Annotated in this window: 14 protein-coding genes; 12 read left to right on the plus strand and 2 right to left on the minus strand. The window is 57.7% G+C overall.

Annotated elements, in window-relative coordinates:
- Positions 1-163 precede the first annotated feature (163 nt).
- From NKH43_RS28635 to NKH43_RS28670, 8 genes are all read left to right on the plus strand, one after another.
- Positions 164-3160, plus strand: coding sequence for an N-6 DNA methylase (locus NKH43_RS28635; protein ID WP_352620098.1), 2997 nt, complete (start codon positions 164-166; stop codon positions 3158-3160).
- 170 nt (positions 3161-3330) lie between these two features.
- The gene (locus NKH43_RS28640; protein WP_023722841.1) at positions 3331-3624 is read left to right on the plus strand and encodes a hypothetical protein; all 294 of its coding nucleotides are present in this window, start codon (positions 3331-3333) and stop codon (positions 3622-3624) included.
- Between the two features lie 116 nt (positions 3625-3740).
- Positions 3741-6725 carry a TrlF family AAA-like ATPase gene (locus NKH43_RS28645; protein WP_352860965.1) on the plus strand — a complete coding sequence of 995 codons (2985 nt, stop codon included), beginning with the start codon at positions 3741-3743 and terminating at the stop codon, positions 6723-6725.
- Between the two features lie 268 nt (positions 6726-6993).
- The gene (locus NKH43_RS28650; RefSeq protein WP_352803377.1) at positions 6994-8253 is read left to right on the plus strand and encodes a metallophosphoesterase family protein; all 1260 of its coding nucleotides are present in this window, start codon (positions 6994-6996) and stop codon (positions 8251-8253) included.
- Entirely contained in the window at positions 8250-11720 is a 3471-nt protein-coding gene (locus tag NKH43_RS28655; protein WP_352620096.1) for an ATP-binding protein, read from the plus strand. Before NKH43_RS28650 ends, NKH43_RS28655 begins: the two co-directional genes overlap by 4 nt.
- Before the next feature lie 435 nt (positions 11721-12155).
- Entirely contained in the window at positions 12156-12602 is a 447-nt protein-coding gene (locus NKH43_RS28660) for a hypothetical protein (RefSeq protein ID WP_023722846.1), read from the plus strand.
- Entirely contained in the window at positions 12599-13273 is a 675-nt protein-coding gene (locus NKH43_RS28665) for a hypothetical protein (RefSeq protein WP_352620095.1), read from the plus strand. Before NKH43_RS28660 ends, NKH43_RS28665 begins: the two co-directional genes overlap by 4 nt.
- 158 nt (positions 13274-13431) lie before the next feature.
- A complete protein-coding gene (locus NKH43_RS28670; RefSeq protein WP_352620094.1) occupies positions 13432-14841 on the plus strand; it encodes an FRG domain-containing protein in 1410 nt (469 codons plus the stop codon).
- A gap of 264 nt (positions 14842-15105) precedes the next feature.
- Here the strand turns inward: NKH43_RS28670 and NKH43_RS28675 are convergent, their stop codons facing one another.
- Positions 15106-15492: a hypothetical protein gene (locus NKH43_RS28675; protein ID WP_352803381.1), complete on the minus strand. Its 387-nt coding sequence runs from the start codon at positions 15490-15492 to the stop codon at positions 15106-15108.
- Between the two features lie 706 nt (positions 15493-16198).
- On the opposite strand from NKH43_RS28675, the gene NKH43_RS28680 reads away from it, so the two are divergent.
- From NKH43_RS28680 to NKH43_RS28690, 3 genes are all read left to right on the plus strand, one after another.
- Positions 16199-17068 carry a protein kinase domain-containing protein gene (locus tag NKH43_RS28680; RefSeq protein WP_352803384.1) on the plus strand — a complete coding sequence of 290 codons (870 nt, stop codon included), beginning with the start codon at positions 16199-16201 and terminating at the stop codon, positions 17066-17068.
- 172 nt (positions 17069-17240) lie between these two features.
- The gene (locus NKH43_RS28685; protein ID WP_352620091.1) at positions 17241-17438 is read left to right on the plus strand and encodes a hypothetical protein; all 198 of its coding nucleotides are present in this window, start codon (positions 17241-17243) and stop codon (positions 17436-17438) included.
- A 161-nt stretch (positions 17439-17599) separates the two neighbouring features.
- Positions 17600-18757 carry an IS110 family RNA-guided transposase gene (locus tag NKH43_RS28690; protein ID WP_352620090.1) on the plus strand — a complete coding sequence of 386 codons (1158 nt, stop codon included), beginning with the start codon at positions 17600-17602 and terminating at the stop codon, positions 18755-18757.
- A gap of 365 nt (positions 18758-19122) precedes the next feature.
- Here NKH43_RS28690 and NKH43_RS28695 read toward each other — a convergent pair whose 3' ends face one another.
- Positions 19123-19281 carry a hypothetical protein gene (locus tag NKH43_RS28695; RefSeq protein ID WP_352807381.1) on the minus strand — a complete coding sequence of 53 codons (159 nt, stop codon included), beginning with the start codon at positions 19279-19281 and terminating at the stop codon, positions 19123-19125.
- Between the two features lie 62 nt (positions 19282-19343).
- On the opposite strand from NKH43_RS28695, the gene NKH43_RS28700 reads away from it, so the two are divergent.
- Complete coding sequence (locus tag NKH43_RS28700; RefSeq protein WP_352620089.1) at positions 19344-20045, plus strand: IS6 family transposase; 702 nt, start codon at positions 19344-19346, stop codon at positions 20043-20045.
- Positions 20046-20186: the final 141 nt, after the last annotated feature.

A 20186-nucleotide genomic window follows, 5' to 3' on the forward strand; every position in this document is an offset into this window, starting at 1 on the left:
AAGGCTCCCTGCGAACGTAAGCGTCAGCGCTCCCGGTCAGGACACCCAGACGTTCTATGGCGAGTGCATAAGCTCGCTGCAGCAGTGAACGAAAAAGCCTTCCGGTTGCACAAGAGGTGCGAACGGTGAATGGTGTGATCGGTTTGACGGGGCGGATACTGTATTGCTCGAATTATTTTCGCGGATAGCGCGGCGGAACGACAAGCGGACGGAATCGGAAATCCAGGCGGACGTGCGACAGTTTATTCTGTCTGCACCGTTCGAACTAGAGGATGACGATGTCCGCATCGTAAATCTTGAAGCCCAGGTGGGTGACGGCAAGCGGATTGACGTCGAGGTCGGCTCCACCGTCATCGAGGTGAAGCGAGATCTTCGTCGTGAGAAAGCGAAGCGCGAAGCGGAAGAACAGCTGGCGGACTATGTTGCCCGCCGCATGACACAGACGGGGCTTCGATATGTCGGCGTGCTGACCGACGGCACCGAGTGGATTTGCTACAACCTCGTTGATGACCGCCTCCATCTGGTATCCGCGATAACGCTCGTCGCTGGCGAGGTCGAGAGGCTCGTCGTCTGGCTTGAGGGTGTCTTGGCGACTGCCCACGACATCGCGCCGACCGCACAGAACATTGAAATGCGCCTTGGTGCCGGCAGCAGTTCCTATGCGCTCGATCGGGCAACGCTGTCCTCACTCTACGAACGGAACAAGACGAACCCGAGCGTAATCATGAAGCGGACGCTTTGGGCCCGCCTTTTGACATCGGCACTCGGGACCCAGTTCGAAGATACCGATGACCTCTTTATTGAGCACACGCTGCTGGTAAATTCGGCGGAGATCATCGCGCACGCCGTTCTCGGGCTTCATCTCGAATCCATTTCGCCTGCTGCCCTCCTTGCTGGCGATAAATTCGATGAGAGCGGCATCTACGGCGTTGTCGAACCAGATTTCTTCGATTGGGTTGTAGAGGTTGAGGAAGGCGACACATTCGTCAGGACGCTTGCCAAGAGACTGGCGCGGTTCGACTGGAGCGCTGTTGAGCAGGACGTTCTCAAGGTGCTCTACGAAAGCGTCATTGGCGCTGAAACCCGAAAGCGGCTGGGGGAATACTACACCCCCGACTGGCTGGCTCATGTGATCGTTGCCGAGACGGTCACTGATCCATTGGAATCACGAGTGCTAGATGCCGCCTGCGGATCGGGAACATTCCTGTTTCACGCGATCCGAAAATATGTCGCGGCCGCGGAATCTGCTGGCATCGGCATTCGGGAAATGATCGATGGGATTACCAAGCACGTGGTTGGCATGGATTTGCATCCTGTCGCCGTCACGCTTGCCCGCGTCACCTATCTTCTGGCGATCGGGCGCGAAAGGCTCACCGACGAGGATCGCGGCGTAATCCAGATTCCTGTCTACCTTGGTGACTCCCTGCAGTTTCAGGAACAGGGTGTCGATCTTTGGTCGGCAGGAAATCTTGTCATCCGTGCAGACGACGAGCGCGAGTTGTTCGATTCCGAACTCCGCTTTCCCGATGCTCTGCTCGAAGACGCGGCCAGGTTTGACCTTCTTGTGAACGAAATGGCCAACAAGGCGGCAGGCAGGAAAGCGGGTGATCCCATCCCTTCGCTGAACCCTGTGTTCAACCGGTTGGCTATTCCGGAGCAGCACCGCGCGGTTATCAATGGTACCTTCAAAACGATGTGCCGCCTTCACGACGAAGGACGAGACCATATCTGGGGCTACTATGTGCGGAACCTGGCGAGGCCGCTCTGGATGTCGCGTCCAGGCAACCGCGTGGACGTGCTTATCGGGAATCCGCCATGGCTTGCTTACCGACATATGCCAGCAAACATGCAGGCGACTTTTCGTAAGATGAGCGAGGCCCGTGGTCTTTGGGCTGGCGCAGAAATCGCGACCCATCAGGATTTGGCGGGTCTCTTTGTCGTAAGGGCTAGCGAACTCTATCTTCGCAAAGACGGCAAATTCGGTCTCGTGCTGCCAAATGCGGCAATCGACCGGGATCATTATGATGGTTTCCGGCGCGGGCATTATGGCGACGGAGCTGGAGGACTTGCGCTTTCATTCGGCCCTTCATGGGATCTCCGGCGCATACGACCCCACTTTTTCCCGAGGGCGGCGAGTGTGGTATTCGGAACGAGGTCGGAAGTCAGCCGACCGATGCCTGAAGAAGCGGAAATCTGGTCTGGCCGCTTGCGGACACCCAACAGCCACTGGGAAGAAGCCCGCCTTTCTCTCGTGCGGGCTGACGGCAAAGTCCGCCGGGTCGGGCAGATTACGAAATCGCCATATGCTCCGGCGTTTACGCAAGGGGCGACCTTCACGCCGCGAGTTGCTTTTGTTGTCGAGAAACAAGAGGTGTCACCACTTGGACGGGTTCAGGGCACCGTTGCGGTGAAATCGTCGCGAAGCGTTCAAGAAAAGAAGCCGTGGAAGGACTCGCCCGCGATAGAGGGCGTGATTGAGTCGGAATTCGTGCGGCCGTATTTTACGGGCGACAACGTGTTTCCTTACCGGGTTGGCAATCCGCTTCTTTCGGTGATCCCATGCAGTGCGCGAGAACTTCTCGACCAAAGCCAGATCGAAATGCACCCCGGCCTGCATCAATGGTGGTCTCGAGCCGTCGAGTTGTGGGACAGCAATCGCTCAAGCGATCGGATGACACTTGCCGATCGGCTCGACTATCAAACGACCCTTTCCAAGCAGCTTCCGATCCCCCCGCTTCGGGTGGTCTACAACCGTGCTGGTATGCATGTCGCCGCAGCTAAAATCGATAACCGCAGAGCCATTGTCGCCAACGGGCTCTATTGGGCTGCGGTTCATTCCGTCCAGGAAGCAGATTACCTTTGCGCGGTGTTGAACGCGCCTGTAACCACGGAGCTTGCCAGGCCGTTCATGTCGTATGGCAAGGACGAGCGCGATATCCACAAGCACGTCTGGGAAGTGCCTATCCCGCTATACGATGCCAATAATGAAATTCATCGGACGCTATCGAGGTTGGGCAGTGCGGCCGAAAGCATTGTGGCAGGCTTTGCAATCGACCGTGATCTCCATTTCGCGGCCACGCGACGACATATCCGGGAACTCCTGGATTCCACAGACGAAGGCCGCGAGATCAACGAGATCGTGTTCGAGCTGCTGTCGTAATCAAGGGTAATCCGCATGACCAATGCAGTGGAAGATGCTCTCGCTGATTTGCGGGGCGAAGTCGAAGGTGGTGGCGAGCTGGCGGCTGCTACCAAATCGCGGCGGAACACGGACTCAATCCAATTCTTTTGGAACGAAAATTCACGGAACGCTTCGGATCGGCTCCCGCAGTGCTCGAAAAGCTGGAACACGCCAGGGCGTCAGCTCGCCCCGAGATCGACTACGAGATCGACTACGAGAAGGTGAAGTCACTGGTCGAATACCAGTGCAAGAGATTCCGAGTGAAACCTGACAAATTCTTTCCGCTCAAAGGGAAAACCAAAGTCACGATCACCTCGCGGCTCGTGGGCGACCACATGATTCATATCGACGTGGACTTTTACGAATGCGCCGTTATCGAGAGGGTCGGCAACCAAGTGCGCGAGGGCTTGGAAGCATTGTGGGGAAACCGGACGAGCAAATGATCCACCTTCTCGCCTCCAGCAGAGGCCGAGCGCGATATACATTCAATGGCAACAACAATTGACAAGTTGATAATCGTTGCAGACGGCACTAACAAATGGGCGAGATCGGGGGACGAATGAAACCAGGTTCCAAGAATGGGGCAGTGTGGCGCCGTTGGGATTTACATCTCCACCCACCGGGGACCAAGATGTCCAATGGATATGGGAATTCGTCTCCAGAGATCGATGAAAAGTACATTGATGCACTCGAAGCGTCTCCCATCGAAGTTTTCGGAATTACTGACTATTTCAGCTGTGACAGGTCGTTCGAGATAATTGACGCTTTCCACAAGAGGCATCCTGATTCCCCTAAGGCATTTTTCATTAACATCGAATTTCGCCTCTCCGACGCAATTAACGCAGCGAGTGACAGCCCGCATCTTCACGTGATTTTCGACAGCGACGAGCAGTTCTGTCCCCGCAGAAAGATCGAGAAATTTCTGCAGCTGCTGACAACGAAAGGTGTGGATCGTTCCGGCGCCTCCATATCCTGCGCTGAACTTTCAAAGCCTGCGGACTATGAGTCCGCCTCGGTGGCGTTCGAGGATCTTAACAAGAAGCTCAACGAAGCATTCGGTGATAGCCAGCCCTATCTCCTCGCGTTTCCCGCTAAGAACGATGGCATGAAGTCCACCGACATGTCTTCACCTCGGAAAGTGAGGGTAGCGGACAACATTGACCGGATATGCCACGCCTTTCTAGGTTATGGCGCGAGCCGCGACCATTTCTTGCGAAAAGATCGCTATGACGACGGCCAGTCGGAGCCCAAGCCCGTGATCTGGGGCAGCGACGCGCATTCATTTGAAGATTTAGAGCGGCTGCAGGGAAACATCCCCTCCTACCCATACACGTGGATCAAAGCCGACACGACGTTTCGCGGCCTGCAACAGATCTGTTACGAGCCCGAAGCTCGGGTGTTCATCGGAGAAGAACCTCCCGTCGAGACGCGAAAGATCCAACATCCGACGAAGATTCTCAGAGGACTCAAGATAGGGCAGGTGAGAGGCTATGATGGCGCCCAGGGGCAGTGGTTTAAAAACGTAGACCTTCCACTCAATCCCGAACTGACGGCAATCATCGGAAACAAGGGAAGTGGCAAGAGCGCATTGGTCGACATCATCGGTCTGCTCGGCGAAAGCCGCCTTGAGGAATACTTCGCATTCCTGTCAGACTCCCCCGAAAACAAGAAATTTCGGCAGAGACGCTACGCAGAGAACTTCGAGGCCGAGCTTGAATGGCAGAGTGGAAGCCTCACCGCGAAGCGGCTGAGTGACCATGTCGAAAGTACAAAGCCGGAGTTGGTCCGCTACCTGCCGCAGAACTATTTTGAAAAACTCACCAACGAAATCCAGATCGAGAAATTCCGGCGGCAGATCGAAGACGTTGTTTTCTCCCACGTGGACGAGACCGAACAGATGGGTCAAGCCTCCTTCAAGGAGTTGCAGGATCTGAAAACTTTGCGCAGCAAGGACGAGACCAGTGCGCTAAAGACGCGCCTTCGTGCCCAGAACGTGAATCTGGTCGCCTTGGAGGAACAAGCTGATCCGCAGTTTCGCCGGACTCTGAAAGCGCAGCTTAATGCCAAGTATAATGAATTGAACGCTTTAGCCAAGCCGGAGGTGATGGACGCACCGGATGATATTGAAACCCCAGAACAGAAAGTCCTTTCAGCGACCGTCGAACAATACAGCGCCCAGCTTACAGCTCTGCGCTCTCGGGAGCAACCCGCCATCGAGTATCTGGCTGAGCTAAAGAGAAAAAAGCAAGTTCTCGAAGGTGTTAATGAGTCACTTGAAAGTCTTACCAAGCGGGTCGCAGATGCGGTCGAGCAGATCCGATCGGATCTTGGTAAATTCGGGCTTGATGCCGATCAAATCGTTTCGCTGCGCATCCAGAATGCGGCCTTGCTTAGCCTTGCTGCCGACCTGACCAACCAGATCGGCAAGCTCGAAGCTAACAATGAATTAACGTTTGAGCACGGGTTTGACTTCTCGACCCTTGAGAGCCTGCCGGACATCCGGAAGGCCATCGACCATTTGGTCGATGCCGTCAATCTCGCGCGGGACAAGCTTAGCGCGCCGCGGCGCGCATATCAGCAGTATCTGGAGCGCCTCGACGCCTGGAAGAGCCGAAATATCCTGATCACGGGCAATGAAACCGACCCGCAACCGAACACCATTCGATATATCGAGAGCCAGATCACCGCTCTGGACAATGATTTGCCGGCGAAAATCGTCGCGGCTCGGGAGGCGAGGCGTAAGCTTGTCGAAGCGATCTATGCGAGCAAGAACAAGATCCTGAAATTCTATGCCGACCTTAAGAAGAGTGTCGACACCAAGCTATCCGAGGTTGCGATCGAGGGCTTCAGCGTCGAGATCGACGCGTCGTTCGTTCTCAGTAAGGACTTTCAGGATAGCTTTCTGTCCAAGGTCAGCAAAAACAAACGAGGCCCGTTCAATGGCCAAATCAAGGAGCCGGGCCAAACCTTGTCCGACTTCCTCCGCGATGTCAGCTGGAATGATTTCGCCGCGATTTCAGCGGGCCTCGACCGAATTCTCGACGCGATGCAGACGGAGGACTTGAAGTTCACCGACCAGGTGCGCGACCAGAAGGAGTTTTACGACTTCCTATTCAGTCTCGAATACATTGAACCATCGTACAAGTTGCGTCTTAGCGGCAAGGATCTTGAGGAGCTGTCGCCGGGTGAGAAAGGACTCCTTCTGCTTGTCTTCTATTTGCAGCTCGACAAGAACGACATCCCGCTTATCATCGATCAGCCCGAGGACAATCTCGACAATCAAAGCATCTTCTCGGTGCTTTCCAATTGCATTCGAACGGCCAAGAAACGTCGTCAGGTCGTTCTCGTGACGCACAACCCGAACCTAGCTGTTGGTGCGGATGCCGAGCAAATCGTCTATGTGAAACTCGACAAGACCAAGAATTACAAGTTTTCCTACGAGAGTGGCGCAATTGAAAATCCTAATATTAACCGGCGTATTGTCGATGTATTGGAAGGGTCTCAGCCGGCGTTCGTTAAGAGGCGCCTAAAGTATAATTTCTAGCCGTGCATCGTCAGGCCTGCGTCAGGGTTTAGCCCTGTGAGAACTGCCGGCGAAGCGGAACTAGATCGATGGTGCAAAGGCACATAGCAAGTCCCGCCAGAGCTTTGACAACTGCATCCTGCGACGTGATAGGAGCCTAGCGAAACTACGCCGGCATGAGTGCTAGATGAATGGCAGCCTGAGCTCAGGACAGCCAACACCGCGTGTCGTATAATTTTTTGTCGAGCCGCAGTCGAACACCCTATGTTCAGTGGCCGGAGACCGCCGAATGGCATTTCGATTTATACATACGGCCGATATTCATCTCGACTCGCCGCTGCGTTCGCTCGCGATGCGAAGCCCCGATCTTGCCGAACTCGTCGGAGACGCCAGTCGCCAGGCGTTTGTCTCCATTGTGGATCTGTGCCTTGCGGAGCGCGTCGATGCGCTCGTCATTGCCGGCGATCTTTATGATGGCGATCAGACTTCGATGAAAACAGCACGGTTCCTGGCATCGCAGATGACACGCCTCCACCAGGCCGGCGTCAGGGTTTTCAAGATCCGCGGAAATCACGACGCCCTGTCGCGGATATCGAAACAGCTCGTCTTTCCCGACACGGTAACGATCTTCAGCGGCCGTCCCCAGTCCGTACTTCAAACGGCCGGCGGTCTTGACGTCATGTTCCATGGATTGAGCTTCGCAAGCCCCAAGGCACCTGAAAGTCTGCTGCCCAAGTATACAGCCGCCCGTGAAGGGGCGGTCAATGTGGGTGTCATGCACACGAGTCTTGCCGGATCGCCCGGTCACGACGTCTACGCCCCTTGCAGCGTCGCTGACTTGCACGGCCATGGTTTTGACTACTGGGCGCTCGGGCACATCCACGTCCGCAAGGTTCATCCTGGAGCGAGCACGGTGGTGATGCCAGGAATGCCGCAAGGCAGGGACATAAACGAGGCCGGCGAAAAGTCAGTCACTTTGGTAACGATACGTGACGACCGTTCCGTCGAGGTCGAGGAAAGGCTGACCAGTATCGCGCAATTCGAGCGGGTGAACGTCGACCTGACAGGGACTGTCGAGTGGCCAGAAGTCGTCGGGCGAATCCGATCCGCGCTCGAAGATATCCGGGCTTCCGTCAGATCCCGTCACGTTGTTGTCCGTCTCGGTCTGACCGGTGACTCGCCTTTGTCTTGGGCACTGATCCGCGACAGGGACCTGCTCCTGGCCGAAGCCGAGCAGGTAGCGGAACAGGCCGGCGACACATGGGTGGAAAAGCTCGAGCTGGGCCTCTCTCCGCCCAGGACGGAAGCACTCGAAGGCGTCGCGGATCCGATTTTCGAACTCGCTGAATCCATGCGCGCCGATGCAAGTTCAGAAGCCTTCCGTGCTGAAGCGAGGGAATTCGTCCTGAAAACCATCGCGGACCTTCCGCCCGACGGGCGCGACTTCGCCGGAAAAGACGAGGCCGCGCTGGAATTATTCCTCGACAGGGTTCTTGCCAGCGGCGCTGACCTGGTCACGGCCCGCCTCAAGGCAGGTGGATCGCAATGAGGCTCCGGCGCCTTGATCTCATTCGTTATGGAAAGTTCACCGACAGGACGATCGAGTTCGGACCAAAACCGGATTCCGGGCCCGACTTGCATATTGTATTCGGGCTGAACGAGGCCGGCAAGTCAACCGCGCTTTCCGGCTATCTGGACTTGCTGTTCGGGATTGAAGAACGCAGCCGCTACAATTTCCTGCATGAATATAGCGCGATGCGCATCGGCGGCGTGCTCGAATTCGGGGGAGAGGAGCATACGTTCTCACGCACGAAACAGCGCAACAACTCGTTGTTGAACGCAATGGGCCAGCCGGTGAGCGAACTGGCGATTGCGGCACATCTCGCAGGTCTGTCCCGGGACGCATACGGCACCATGTTCTCGTTGGACGACGAGACACTGGAAGCCGGCGGAAAATCGATACTGGAGTCGCGTGGAGACCTGGGCAAGCTCCTGTTCACGGCCAGCGCCGGTCTTGGACACGCGAGTGACACATTAAGCGCGCTCGAGGCAGAAGCGGACGGGCTTTATCGGAAGCAGGCACACGGAACCGAACTCGCGCTTCTCAAGAAGCGACTTGCGGAACTGAAGTCCCGGAAGGATGCTATCGACACACTGGCTTCGACGTTCGAGACCCTCGAGGCCGAACGTCTTGATGCGGCGGAAAAATACGATCGCAGCATCACCGAACGGTCGGTGCTGTCGGCTAGGCTCGATACCATTGCCAAGTATCTCCGCGCAGTCCCGATCCTCGCGGATATCCGACGTAAGGTAGCCCGGCTGGCTGAGTTGCCTGACATCGCTTCACCGCCACGGACCTGGACAGGTAGTGTCGCCGAAATGATCGATGAGGACGCCAGCCTGAGAACTCGGCTGTCAGCAAACGTCGACGAAGTCGAGCGAGTGACGATGAAAATCGCGTCGGTCGAGGTGGACGAGGTGATCCTTGCAATCTCCGAGCGGGTTCGCGGACTGGCGGATCGCAAGGTGCGCTATATCTCGGCAGGCTTGGACCTGCCCAGTCGCAGGACGGAGCTGCAAATACTCGATAACGCCATGGCAACTTGCCTTGCCGCACTGGGAAGGTCCTCCGAGCCAGAGCCTGCCGCCCTGATTTTGCCTGCTGCCATTGCTGGTGCTGTTCGCAATATGGTCGAGCAGCGATCCGGAATTGCTACCAGCGTGCGCGTCGCCCGAGACGAAGCCGCGGCAGCCCTTGATGCGCTTCAGACGGCACGCGAACGGGTCGGTGAAGAAAGGGCCGTGCCCGAGCCTGCCAGGGCAAGGCTTACCTCGGCTTTGTCGAAAGCGAGGGGGAGTGGGCACCTAAAGGAGATCAAGATGGCACGGGAGGCAGAGGACGAGAGCGGAATTCGATGGGAAACAGCGGTCCATCGCATGCATCCCTGGTCCGGAGATGCTCAGGCGCTGGCCAAGATCTCAGTTCCGACGGCCCGGCAGATTGGTGCATGGAAAACTCGCTCAGCAGAGCTTGGGACGAGCAGGGCAGTCCTTTCAGAACGTCTTGCCGAATACCAGGGCAATCACGAGTTGCTCTCGGCGCGGCTGGACGCCCTTCGTGGCTCGGTTGACATAACGGACGATGAAGCCGCCGCAGCCATCCGGCGTGCCCGGGACGAGGCTTGGACAAGGCATCGAGATGACCTTAAGGGCGAAACAGCGGACGATTTCGCGGTAGCGTTGGCTCGTGACGACAGTGTTGGAGCAGTTCGTCTGGCCAACGTGCGGGAGCTCGCCGAGATCCGAACCACGACCCGCAGCCTTGCCGAAACCGCGGCCTTCATCTCGCGTGCGAGCGCCCAACTTTCCCAGGTCGATTTGGACGTGGAAGCAGCACTGTCGGAAATCCGCGTATCGGCAAGAGATCTGCTCGGAGATAGCCTGGAATCTTCGCCTGAACGACTGATCGAACTGATCGAGGATCGTACTTCTGCCCGGACCGATGCGCTCGCGGCGTGGGAGGGGATCGAGGTCGCACGTAAGAAGGCTGGTCGGGCGGCCGACGAGGGAGACCAGATACGCCTGGAGTTGAGCGGGGCGCTGGAGAGCGTCGGAATACAGTCTGACTCCGAAGAGAGTTTGGAGACGATCATGGCCGTCACAGAGCTGTTCCTCGACAGGCAGCTCAAAGTGGACGCTGAACGTGCCGAGGCGCTCCGAACAGTCAGCGCGAAGGAGGAGGATCTGGCTGCCAGACGACGGGCCGTGGACGTGGCAGAAAGGCGTGAGGAAGAATGGCTGGCCGGCGTTGCGGAGGCGCTTAAGGGTACCTGGCTCGAGAGCGGGCTTTCGGCGCCCGGAGTGGGGAGCGTACTCGATCAATTGGCTGAACTGTCCAAAACCCTTCAGGATCGGGATGCCATGCAGCTCCGCATCGGGAAGATGGAGGCAGACAGAGATAATTTCATTGTCGAGATTACCGCAGCTGCAGCCGAAGCGGGTGAACCGCCGAACGACGACGAACCGGAACAGTTGGCGATCCGGCTTGCTGAGCGCCTGGAGCGCGCCGATCGCACTCGCGAGGCGAAGGCAAACCTCGTCAATGACCTGCAGCGCCTTCAAGATGCTCGTGGCACACTCGATGTCGAGATCGCGGCGCATGAACGCCGCAAGAACGAGGTCTTGGGCGTCTTTGGCGTAACCACCCTATCCGAAGTCGTGGAACGCGACGAGCTGCTGCGGGACAGAGATCGTCTGCGCGCTGCTGTAGCCGACCTTGAGGAGCAGTTGTCGACCGAGCTCGCTGTGGAGGGGATCGAACAGGCGTGTTCAATATTGAATGCTCTCGATTTCGATAGCCTTGCAATCGAAAAGGCTGAAGGCGAGCAGCGGCTTCGGGATCTTGATGAAGCGATACAACAACAGCTTATCCGGCAGACGCGAGCGGCGGACAAACTGGACGCCATTGGCGGCGATAGTGCTGTTGCCCGAATAGATGCCGAACGTCGCACCGTCCTTCTGGAAATCGAAGAAAAGGCCGTCCATTATATCGAGCTGAAACTGGGAGTTATGTCGGCTGGAAACGCTCTGCGCGTATACCGCGAGCGTCATCGCTCCGGGATGATGGCGCGGGCATCTGACGCTTTCGCGCTCATCACGCGCGGTCAGTACTCGGGCCTGGCAACCCAACCGGTGAAGGGCGGCGAAGTCCTCATCGCATTGCAGCGCGACGGGCAGTCCAAGGTCGCCGACGCGTTGTCAAAGGGCGCGCGTTTTCAGCTCTACCTGGCCCTGAGGCTTGCCGGGTATTACGAATTTGCCCAGTTTCGACCCTCAGTGCCATTCATTGCCGATGACATAATGGAGACTTTCGACCATTTCCGGTCCGAGGAGGTTTTCAGACTGTTTGGCGAGATGGCAAGTGCGGGTCAGGTGATCTACCTTACGCATCACCAGCACCTATGCGAGATCGCCAAGGCTGTCGTGCCGGGCGTAACGATCCACGAGCTCGGATAGTTGCCTGCTGTCGCGTAGCATGAGTTGATGCACCTGCTACCCAAAGACGACTTCCGTAGGCCGAACCTTGGATGGCCGCTTTGCGCCCCATCTCCGCCTTTCGGACGACGACACGCTTCTCCCGAAACCGGTCATTCCTCCGAGGTCTCGGCGGCGAGCGACCCTAGCGACTGCGCCGGGACAAAGCCGTCATCCACGCGGGTCACACCGAACGACAATTTTCTGCAGGACCAGGCATTGTTGATTGGGATTGGACCCCGCCGCGAATCCCGGATGCTGACCGCTCGCTGACAATCGACATTGAATTGTAGGAGAGTGGACATTCGGACCGGTATAAATGCCTCCGTGTACTTGATCTCTCTACCGCATTGAGCAGAGGTAGGCACCGCAGCTGCTATCATGGCGTGACACAACAACAGCTCCGGGGGAAAAACGATGGATGAACAAGAGGCGAAGAGCGCTTATGATGAAATATCGGATGTGCTCCGAAAGGTCGGGTTGAATTGGGTAGTAGAGCAAGTTGAGGAGAGCATCTATCTCGGGAAGACGGTCATCACTAAAGCTGATGCCAGCGAGTTCATCGATGACCAAGTCGCGGGTCAGCGGCGCGGCAGACGGCAAATGCAGGAGTTCGTTACGACTCAGCTCTTTTCCAACATTGAGCGCCTAAATCTTCTTCTCGATGCCATCGATCGCATATTGGCTCTCCCGCAGTTCGCAACCGATGCGCTGAAGATCTTGGAAGTAAAGAGCGTGACGTTCGTTTCTGAACGAGAAGGCGATGATGGCCACAGCTTGCGCAGCGATTCAGGCAAACAGCAGGAGGCAGCCCGCCGCCGCTTCCGGGAACTGCGCCAGCAAGCTGGAGTTACCGCCGCATGATGACCGCATCGACTCTCGTCGGACAGATCTCCGCGATTCTCGGTCCGGCACATGGCATGAATTACTCCGCGGCGTCGGACGCCAACGACGTGTTCGAAGGCTATACGCTCGCGATCGTCGTGAGGGCGGCCCGCGCCGCTGGGGCCACCATCGCTTTCGAGGCGAACGATGGAAATGCCACCACCAACTTGATTTTCCGAACCTCGCCGGGCGACATCTTCAGCCCGAAGAAGAAATACACCCACGCCGTTATAGGCTTACCAGGCTGCCCGCCGCTTGAGGCGCATATCGGCGTGAAAGTGTCGGGGCGCTCGGGTGTCCTCCACGAATGCGATCTCGCCGTGATCGATCAACACGAAGCGCGCGTCTGTCGCAAAGAAAAGGTGCATCCTCGTGCTAGCAAGGTCCTGAACGCAGCCGAATGTAAATTTTACGCGAGCACCCTGAAGTTGGGTTTGGCGCGAGGATATCTCGGACTCGCCGAAGAACTCGGTAAGCAAGATCGGTTGCTGGTGACCAACACGACCTCCGATTCCGCAGCAAGGATGATTGCCTACCATAAAGCCGGTTGGGAGTTCGACCTGTCGTCACCGACTTCGGCCCAGGCAGTAGATCTCGAAGCGAAATTCAAAGAGGCCTTTCGCAACTATGTTGCGAAGCGCAAATCGTGAGCGCTGGTTCGATCCTAGTCAGCGGGAGCATTCCGCTGACGGAATCTAGCATTCGTTCGTCTCCGCATCGCAGAGGTGTCCGTTATGCGCTCGAGTACTAAATTGCTCTCGCCGCCCGGCGTCTTTAGAGAATGCGCTTGGCGAACGGAATGGGACTCATGACGGAGAACTTCAATTACATCTCTTTTGGCAACTGGGAATATGTCGAGGGGAACGTCGATGTCGTCACCATCGGGCGAGGGCGCATGTTCGAATACACGCCGCCTGACACCGAGAAGCGGCTTGAAAGCCTCGATTCCACTGCGATCGCCTTTCTCGAAAAGTTGCCGACTTTTCTGTGCAGTGAGATCAAGTCGGCCGGAGACGCCGTCTCCATGCTCATCAAGTACGGTCGGATCTCCGACACCACGCCAGGGCGAAGAGAGGTCTCCACCACTTTCGAGACATTGGTCGATTTCGGCGAGGTGGGTTTCGACGACATTGAGATGGCCGGGTCGGTGTTCGGCGCGGACCGGTTCCAGCTCTACCGCACGCATTGGGCAGTCCGTGAAGGCGATGCCCAAGAGGTGCTGGCCAGATTGGCCGATCTCAAACCCAATCTTGCCCATCTTATCGGGGAGCAAGGGGCGCTCGCCGCGGATGGAGCAGGGATCCAGCCACCGCCACGCGACAAGAAAATCCTCGGCGTCGCCGACAGCGTAGAGTCCTTCCTTCAATTGCTCTACGGCTCGCCGGCGAAGGAGGCGACCGAGACTTTCTTCCGAGGCCACGGCGACGCCCATTATGAATTGACGCCGTCCCTGCTGCGCAAATGGGACAATGGCGACTGGCAGTTCATGCCGAGCGAGGATCGACTTTGCAAGGAACTGCTGATCGCCCATCATGACGAATTCCAAGGTGATCAATATTGCTTCGACCGTCTCGTGCGGATGCAGCACTATGGACTGCCGACCCGGTTGCTCGATATCTCGGGCAATCCGCTGGTGGCACTGTTCTTCGCCTGCTCCTGCAGGCCGGATCAACTCGGGATCGACGGCGAGGTCATCGTCTTTCAGATCTCGGCGGACGGCGTGAAGTACTACGACTCCGACACCGTCAGTTGTCTTTCCAACCTCTCCAACCTGACCTACACGCAGAAGAACGAAATCGATCTAAGTCTCGACCAGGACGCGTTCAATAAAACGGACGTCGCCGGGAAGCTGCTTCACCACATCAAGTCGGAGAAGGGCTTTTTCGAAGGGCGGATCGTCCCTGACGATCTTGGATCGATCATCTGCGTGAAGGCGAAGCGCACCAACACGCGCATCAAATCGCAGTCTGGCGCCTTCCTGCTGTTCGGGCACGAGGCGGCGCTGCCCGATGCAGGCCAAGATGGGATCGAGATCAGCAGGGTCACGATCCGTAACAAGGCGCACATCCTCGCTCAGCTCAACCGGATCAACATCAACGCCACAACCGTCTATCCGAGCATCGACCAGACCGCAGTTCATCTGCGGGATCAGCACCAGTCGCCGCAGCCTGTTAGAACGCCCTCGAGCGCTGCGCCAGACGGCTCTGCCGAGGTTTGATGGGACGGCTTCGGCTACATCCAAGACCTCCTCGATGAACTCGAGCTTAAGTGTCGTGTAGGCGCGCTCAACTATCGACAGCCTTTCCGCGATGGCGCCGAAATTGCAAGGACCGCTTCCGGCCGCTTGCAAGGCGCCGCATGTCGGCCGTGGCGAGCAACTTTGCCGCCTCTTGAAAGCCGCCATCCTAAGCGACCACGCTGGAGGTAGTGTTTGGTCAGACGCGGCCCCTGCTCTTCCGACCGACACACGACCGCATCGAGTCTAGTTCTTCAGAGCGTCAGTGGCGAAGTTTGCACCAATAGCCACGACGAACGCGATGACGCCAGCAACGAAGATCGTCCCAGCTATCGCCTTCCGCGCTCCGAAACTTTTGGCGCCATGCCCGAAGTTAAAGACCATGGCTGGGAACAGGAAAAAGTAGGTTGGGATAGTGAGTAGCAGTAGACCGATCCCGGTATAGAGGGTCCGCGTCGACACCAAACCCACAGCCCTCTCGCCAGCCCACAACCCGCCCAATATCACCGCTGCTAAGACGATGCAGAAGAAGAGCCCGATCGTCGAAGCGGACGGTGGACTGTACTCGTGGACGCTAAGCTTGCTGTACGGGGCCTTGGCGGCCAGGAGATCATTATTAATCGTGTCTGCCAAACCAATCGCTTGGTCACGCTCTCCACGGATTCGGTAACTTCCTGCGCATTGTGGTAGTTATATCGAACTTGGGCTTACATTGCAGAATATTTGCCGTCTTGGAGGCTGTCACGCGCTATCGAAGATATTCAAGAACTATTCACAACGCGTCGGCTATGTCAGATAAGGCGCTAAGTCCGACCAGGAAGACGTTCGGCACGCAAGGACCGCGATCCCGTCGTTCGGAACGTTGCGGGTGAAGGTCGGCTAGCGGGAGGGACCATGATCACGATCGGCATTAGGGCCGCCCCAAGGATTGTCACGTTTGCCGTCTATGACAGTGACACGGAGACGGTGCTCAACGTCGAGGAAATTAAGATTCCCGCCGCCTTCTCGAGGCCGGACGGTCTGAAGTACGCCCGAAGCAACCTCCTCGACGTCCCGCGGAAGTACCGCGTCGAGCGTGCCGGGGTCCGGATCACGGAGCCGAATGCTGACCCCAACGTCGACCGCGTCCAATTGGAAGGCGTCATCCAGGAGGCGTTCGCGAGCAGCGATCTAGCCGGCTATTACGTCGGCCAGATCGCCTCGATCTCGGCCCGAATCGGGATCGCTAAGACTGAGTTCAAGCCGTACGTCGAAGGCGACGAGAACTACCCAGTCGAGAACTGGGACAGCATGTCCAAGGAGAAGCGCGAGGCTGTCCTAACCGCTTTGGGAGCGGTAGATGCTAAGGCCGTACAACCGTGCGCAGGTTACGTTCGACCTCCTGCGGGAAATCGGCCAAGACGGCCGAAATTCCCGCACGTACGTGGCGCGCGACCATCAACTCGACGCCGAGATCGTGATCAAGGAGGTCCAGAAGACGAGCCTCGCCTCCGCTCCCAGCTTCTTCGAGGAATCAAAGGCCCTCTATGCCAGCGCGCATCCGAACGTCGTCCAGATTCACTACGCCTGCGAGGATGCGAACGCGATCTATCTCGGGATGCCGTACTACCGCCGTGGCTCTGTCAACGGGCTCATGGCCGCACAGAGGTTGACGGTCCGGGAGATCGTCACGCTGGGCTGCAACGTCCTCAGCGGGCTTCACAACATCCACTCGAAAGGGCTCATTCATTTCGACGTGAAGCCGGACAACGTACTTCTTTCGGAGCGCGGCGAGGGCCTCCTGTCTGATTTCGGCTTGGCGAAACAGATGAACTTCGCCGGTGTTGCCCTCCAGGATCGGCTCTACAACAAAATGATCTCGCCCGAGGCGACGCGCGGCGGCGACCGCTTCGACCACGTTCGACATCTACCAGTTCGGCCTGACACTTTACCGAATGTGCAACGGCGACGAGGCATTCAACACGCAGTATGCGGCCTACGGCACCGGCGCGGCCTTCGAGCGATACACTTTCCGCAACGACGTCAGGAACGGCCGCTTCCCGGATCGGAGGGCCTTCCCCCCGCACGTCCCGTCGCGCCTTCGCACCGTAATCAGGAAGTGCATCGAAACGGACCCGGCGGATCGATACCAATCAGCCGTGGACATCTCGAACCACTTGGCGGACATCTCTGGCAAGATGTTGGACTGGCGCCTTGTGGAATTACCTGATAGGAGGGTATGGCCGAAGAACGAAAACGGAACATTATGAGTTCACAGTGCCGAGAACGGGGCGGACCGAGTGCTATAAGACTGTCAATGCGAGTCAGAGACGGAGGCACACCGCAGGGTGCAGAGCGGCCATGACAGACCGCGACATCAAGACCTTTCTGGGCGAGTATTGATGAAGTGGTTTAGGAACGATCCCTACAAGTACGTAAAGCGGTCGGATATCGGCCCCAAGCGGAAGGACCGACAGACGGACCAACGTACTACGGAGGAAGTCCACCGCGAAAAAGACTATCTGATTGCGCCGATCGACGATGCCGGCTACATCGATTTCAGCGTACCAGCACGGCGGCGCCTAGAACTTGGCGGTTGATTGAGGTCCGTGACGTGCCGGAAGCGGTCAAGCGAGCGACGTCCGCTCATCGGCCCGATCGCTCGAAAGCAGTCGTTCCACTTTCGTGAAGATCCTATGGGGATGGAAGGCGACCAGCGCTCTGCCAGAGTGAAGTCGCCAAACATCACCTGGAGGTCAGCATGCAAGCCAACACCACCAAAGCCCCGGCCGCTATCCGCGTCGATCTTGCCGCAATATTTGTCTCGTTAGAACTGTCTCGTTCAAAATGGCTCGTGACTTCGCTTTCGCCAGGTGGGGGCGAGAGAATGTCCAGACACCTCGTGCCGGGGGGCGACATTCCGGGTTTGCTCGATCACTTCGCAGAGCTGCAACGAAAGGCGGAAGTGCGGACAGGGCAGCGTTTCCGGGTCATATCAATCCAGGAAGCTGGTCTGGATGGATTCTGGATCCATCGGGTCCTCGAACGCGAAGGCATCGAGAGTTATGTCGTGGACCCGGCATCCATTGCCACATCGCGTCGCCGCCGGCGGGCCAAGACCGACAGGATTGATGGGGAAGCACTGGTTCGAGCGTTGTTGGCCTACAACCGCGGCGAGCCTCGGGTTTGCGCGATGTTGCGAGTGCCAACGCCGGAGGAGGAAGACCGTCGCCGGTTGGTGCGGGAGCGGAAGGCGCTGACGAACGAGCGGATCAGGCATGTCAACAGGATAAAGGGCCTTTTGTTCAGCCAAGGTGTGTCCGGATACGAACCGTTGAAAGGCGATCGACGCAAATGCCTCGACGCGCTCATTACCGGAGATGGGCGTCCACTGCCGCCAGCGCTCATGGCGCAGATCAGCCGCGAGCTTGATCGCATCGAGTTGCTGATCCAGCAGATCAAGGATGTTGAAGAGGCACGCGACGCCTTGCTCGTCGCGGCAGATGAGCCAACACCGGCCCTGCTGCTCAGCCTCAAGGGAATAGGTCCGGAGTTCGCGGCCGTCCTGTGGTCTGAGGGATTGTCGCGCAAGTTTGACAATCGACGACAGGTTGCCGCCTACGCTGGTTTGGTGCCAACGCCCTGGCAAAGTGGGCAGATTAATTGCGAGCAGGGAGTCTCGAAGTCCGGCAATCCTAGGCTCCGGTCGACGCTTGTCCAGGTTGCGTGGCTCTGGGTGCGCCATCAACCCAATTCCGCACTCAGCCAGTGGTTCAGGGCGCGAGTCATCCAGAATGGTGGCCGGTACAAGAAGACGGCGATCATCGCCCTCGCTCGGAAACTGCTTGTTGCGCTGTGGAAATACGTGAACGCCGGAGTCGTTATAGAAGGAGCTCTCCTGACGAAACCATCAGCGTAGACGCCAATCGATCATAACAATCTCCAGGCCGATCGGGCCTGGCAGATCCTCGGTAGACGAACCGACGAAACTCATGGCCTCAACAGCCGCCGCTGAAGAATGGTTTCGTCTCTTGGGTCCGAATCCGCCGCAAGCGGGATCATGGAACAGGTGCATGCGCCCTGACCGAATATAAGGTGGACTGGGTTCGTTCGCGAACCGCGTCACGCAAACGGACCCATCGAATGGATCTGCGGATTGCCCGGAGGTACATGACAATGTCGACGTGACGCCGTTTGTGGTTGACCATCCCCATATAAGAGTTTCGGGCGCCGGCAGGCGTACGAAAGTCCCCGAGGAAGGAACCCGCGGGCCACAGGCGATGGTTATGGGGATTTCGATTTGCGGCTGGTGTCGGCGATGGCGCGACCGCCGCTGGGAAGCGGCGGGTTTGATGCGGACGGACCGTTTCGCGTTTCAGCCACGCGGTATTGTCGGCTCGTCGCGCGGCCGGACGCGACCCGTTCGGCGTCGATGATCACCATGGACACGCGTGGGGGCATCGTCAACTTAACGAAGCGTGGATACCGATGTGCGATGACGGGCTATGACAGAGCGTGACCCACTCTACCGCCGCCATCGCTTCCCCGCCGAGATCATCGCCCATGCTATCTGGCTCTATTTCCGTTTTCCTCTCAGTTTGCGAATGGTCGAGGACTTGCTGGCGGCACGAGGGATTATTGTCTCGCATCAGACAGTCCGGCTTTGGGCAGAGAAATTCGGGCGGACCTTTGCCAGCGAGATCCGCCGCCGCTCAGCGGGTCGGCTGGGTGACAAGTGGCATCTCGACGAGGCCGTCGTTTCGATCCGCGGCAAGAAGCACTGGCTCTGGCGCGCCGTCGATCAGGACGGTTTCGTCCCGGAGGTTCTGGTGCAAAGTCGTCGCAATGCCAAGGCGGCCAAGCGTCTGATGCGCAAGCTGTTGAAGGGCCAAGGCCGCGCGCCGCGCGTGATGATCACCGACAAGCTTCGGTCTTACGACGCTGCAAAGCGAGAGATCATGCCGGGCGTCGATCACCGTTCGCATCAAGGCTTGAACAATCGGGCGGAGAATTCCCATCAGCCAGTCCGGCGACGGGAACGGATCATGAAACGCTTCAAGTCACAACGCCATTTGCAGCGCTTCGTCTCAATTCATGATCCGATTGCCAACCTGTTCCACATCCCCCGCCACGAAATCTCCTCCAGCCATCATCGCGAACTGCGTTCAGAGGCAATGAACCTCTGGGCAAAAATCGCGCGGGCTTGAACCGCCGTGGGGCAAGCGGGCTACGACCGCCTCGCGCTCTTTAAGTTTACGATGCCCCCGCAACTGCTCAGCAGAAGGAAGTGAACGTGAGTGCATCCATTTCGTAAATGTGTGTCTATCCAAGCAATCGATTTCTCTAAT

Source organism: Mesorhizobium sp. M1163 (genome assembly GCF_040318415.1).
In the GTDB taxonomy this organism is placed as follows: Bacteria; Pseudomonadota; Alphaproteobacteria; order Rhizobiales; family Rhizobiaceae; genus Mesorhizobium.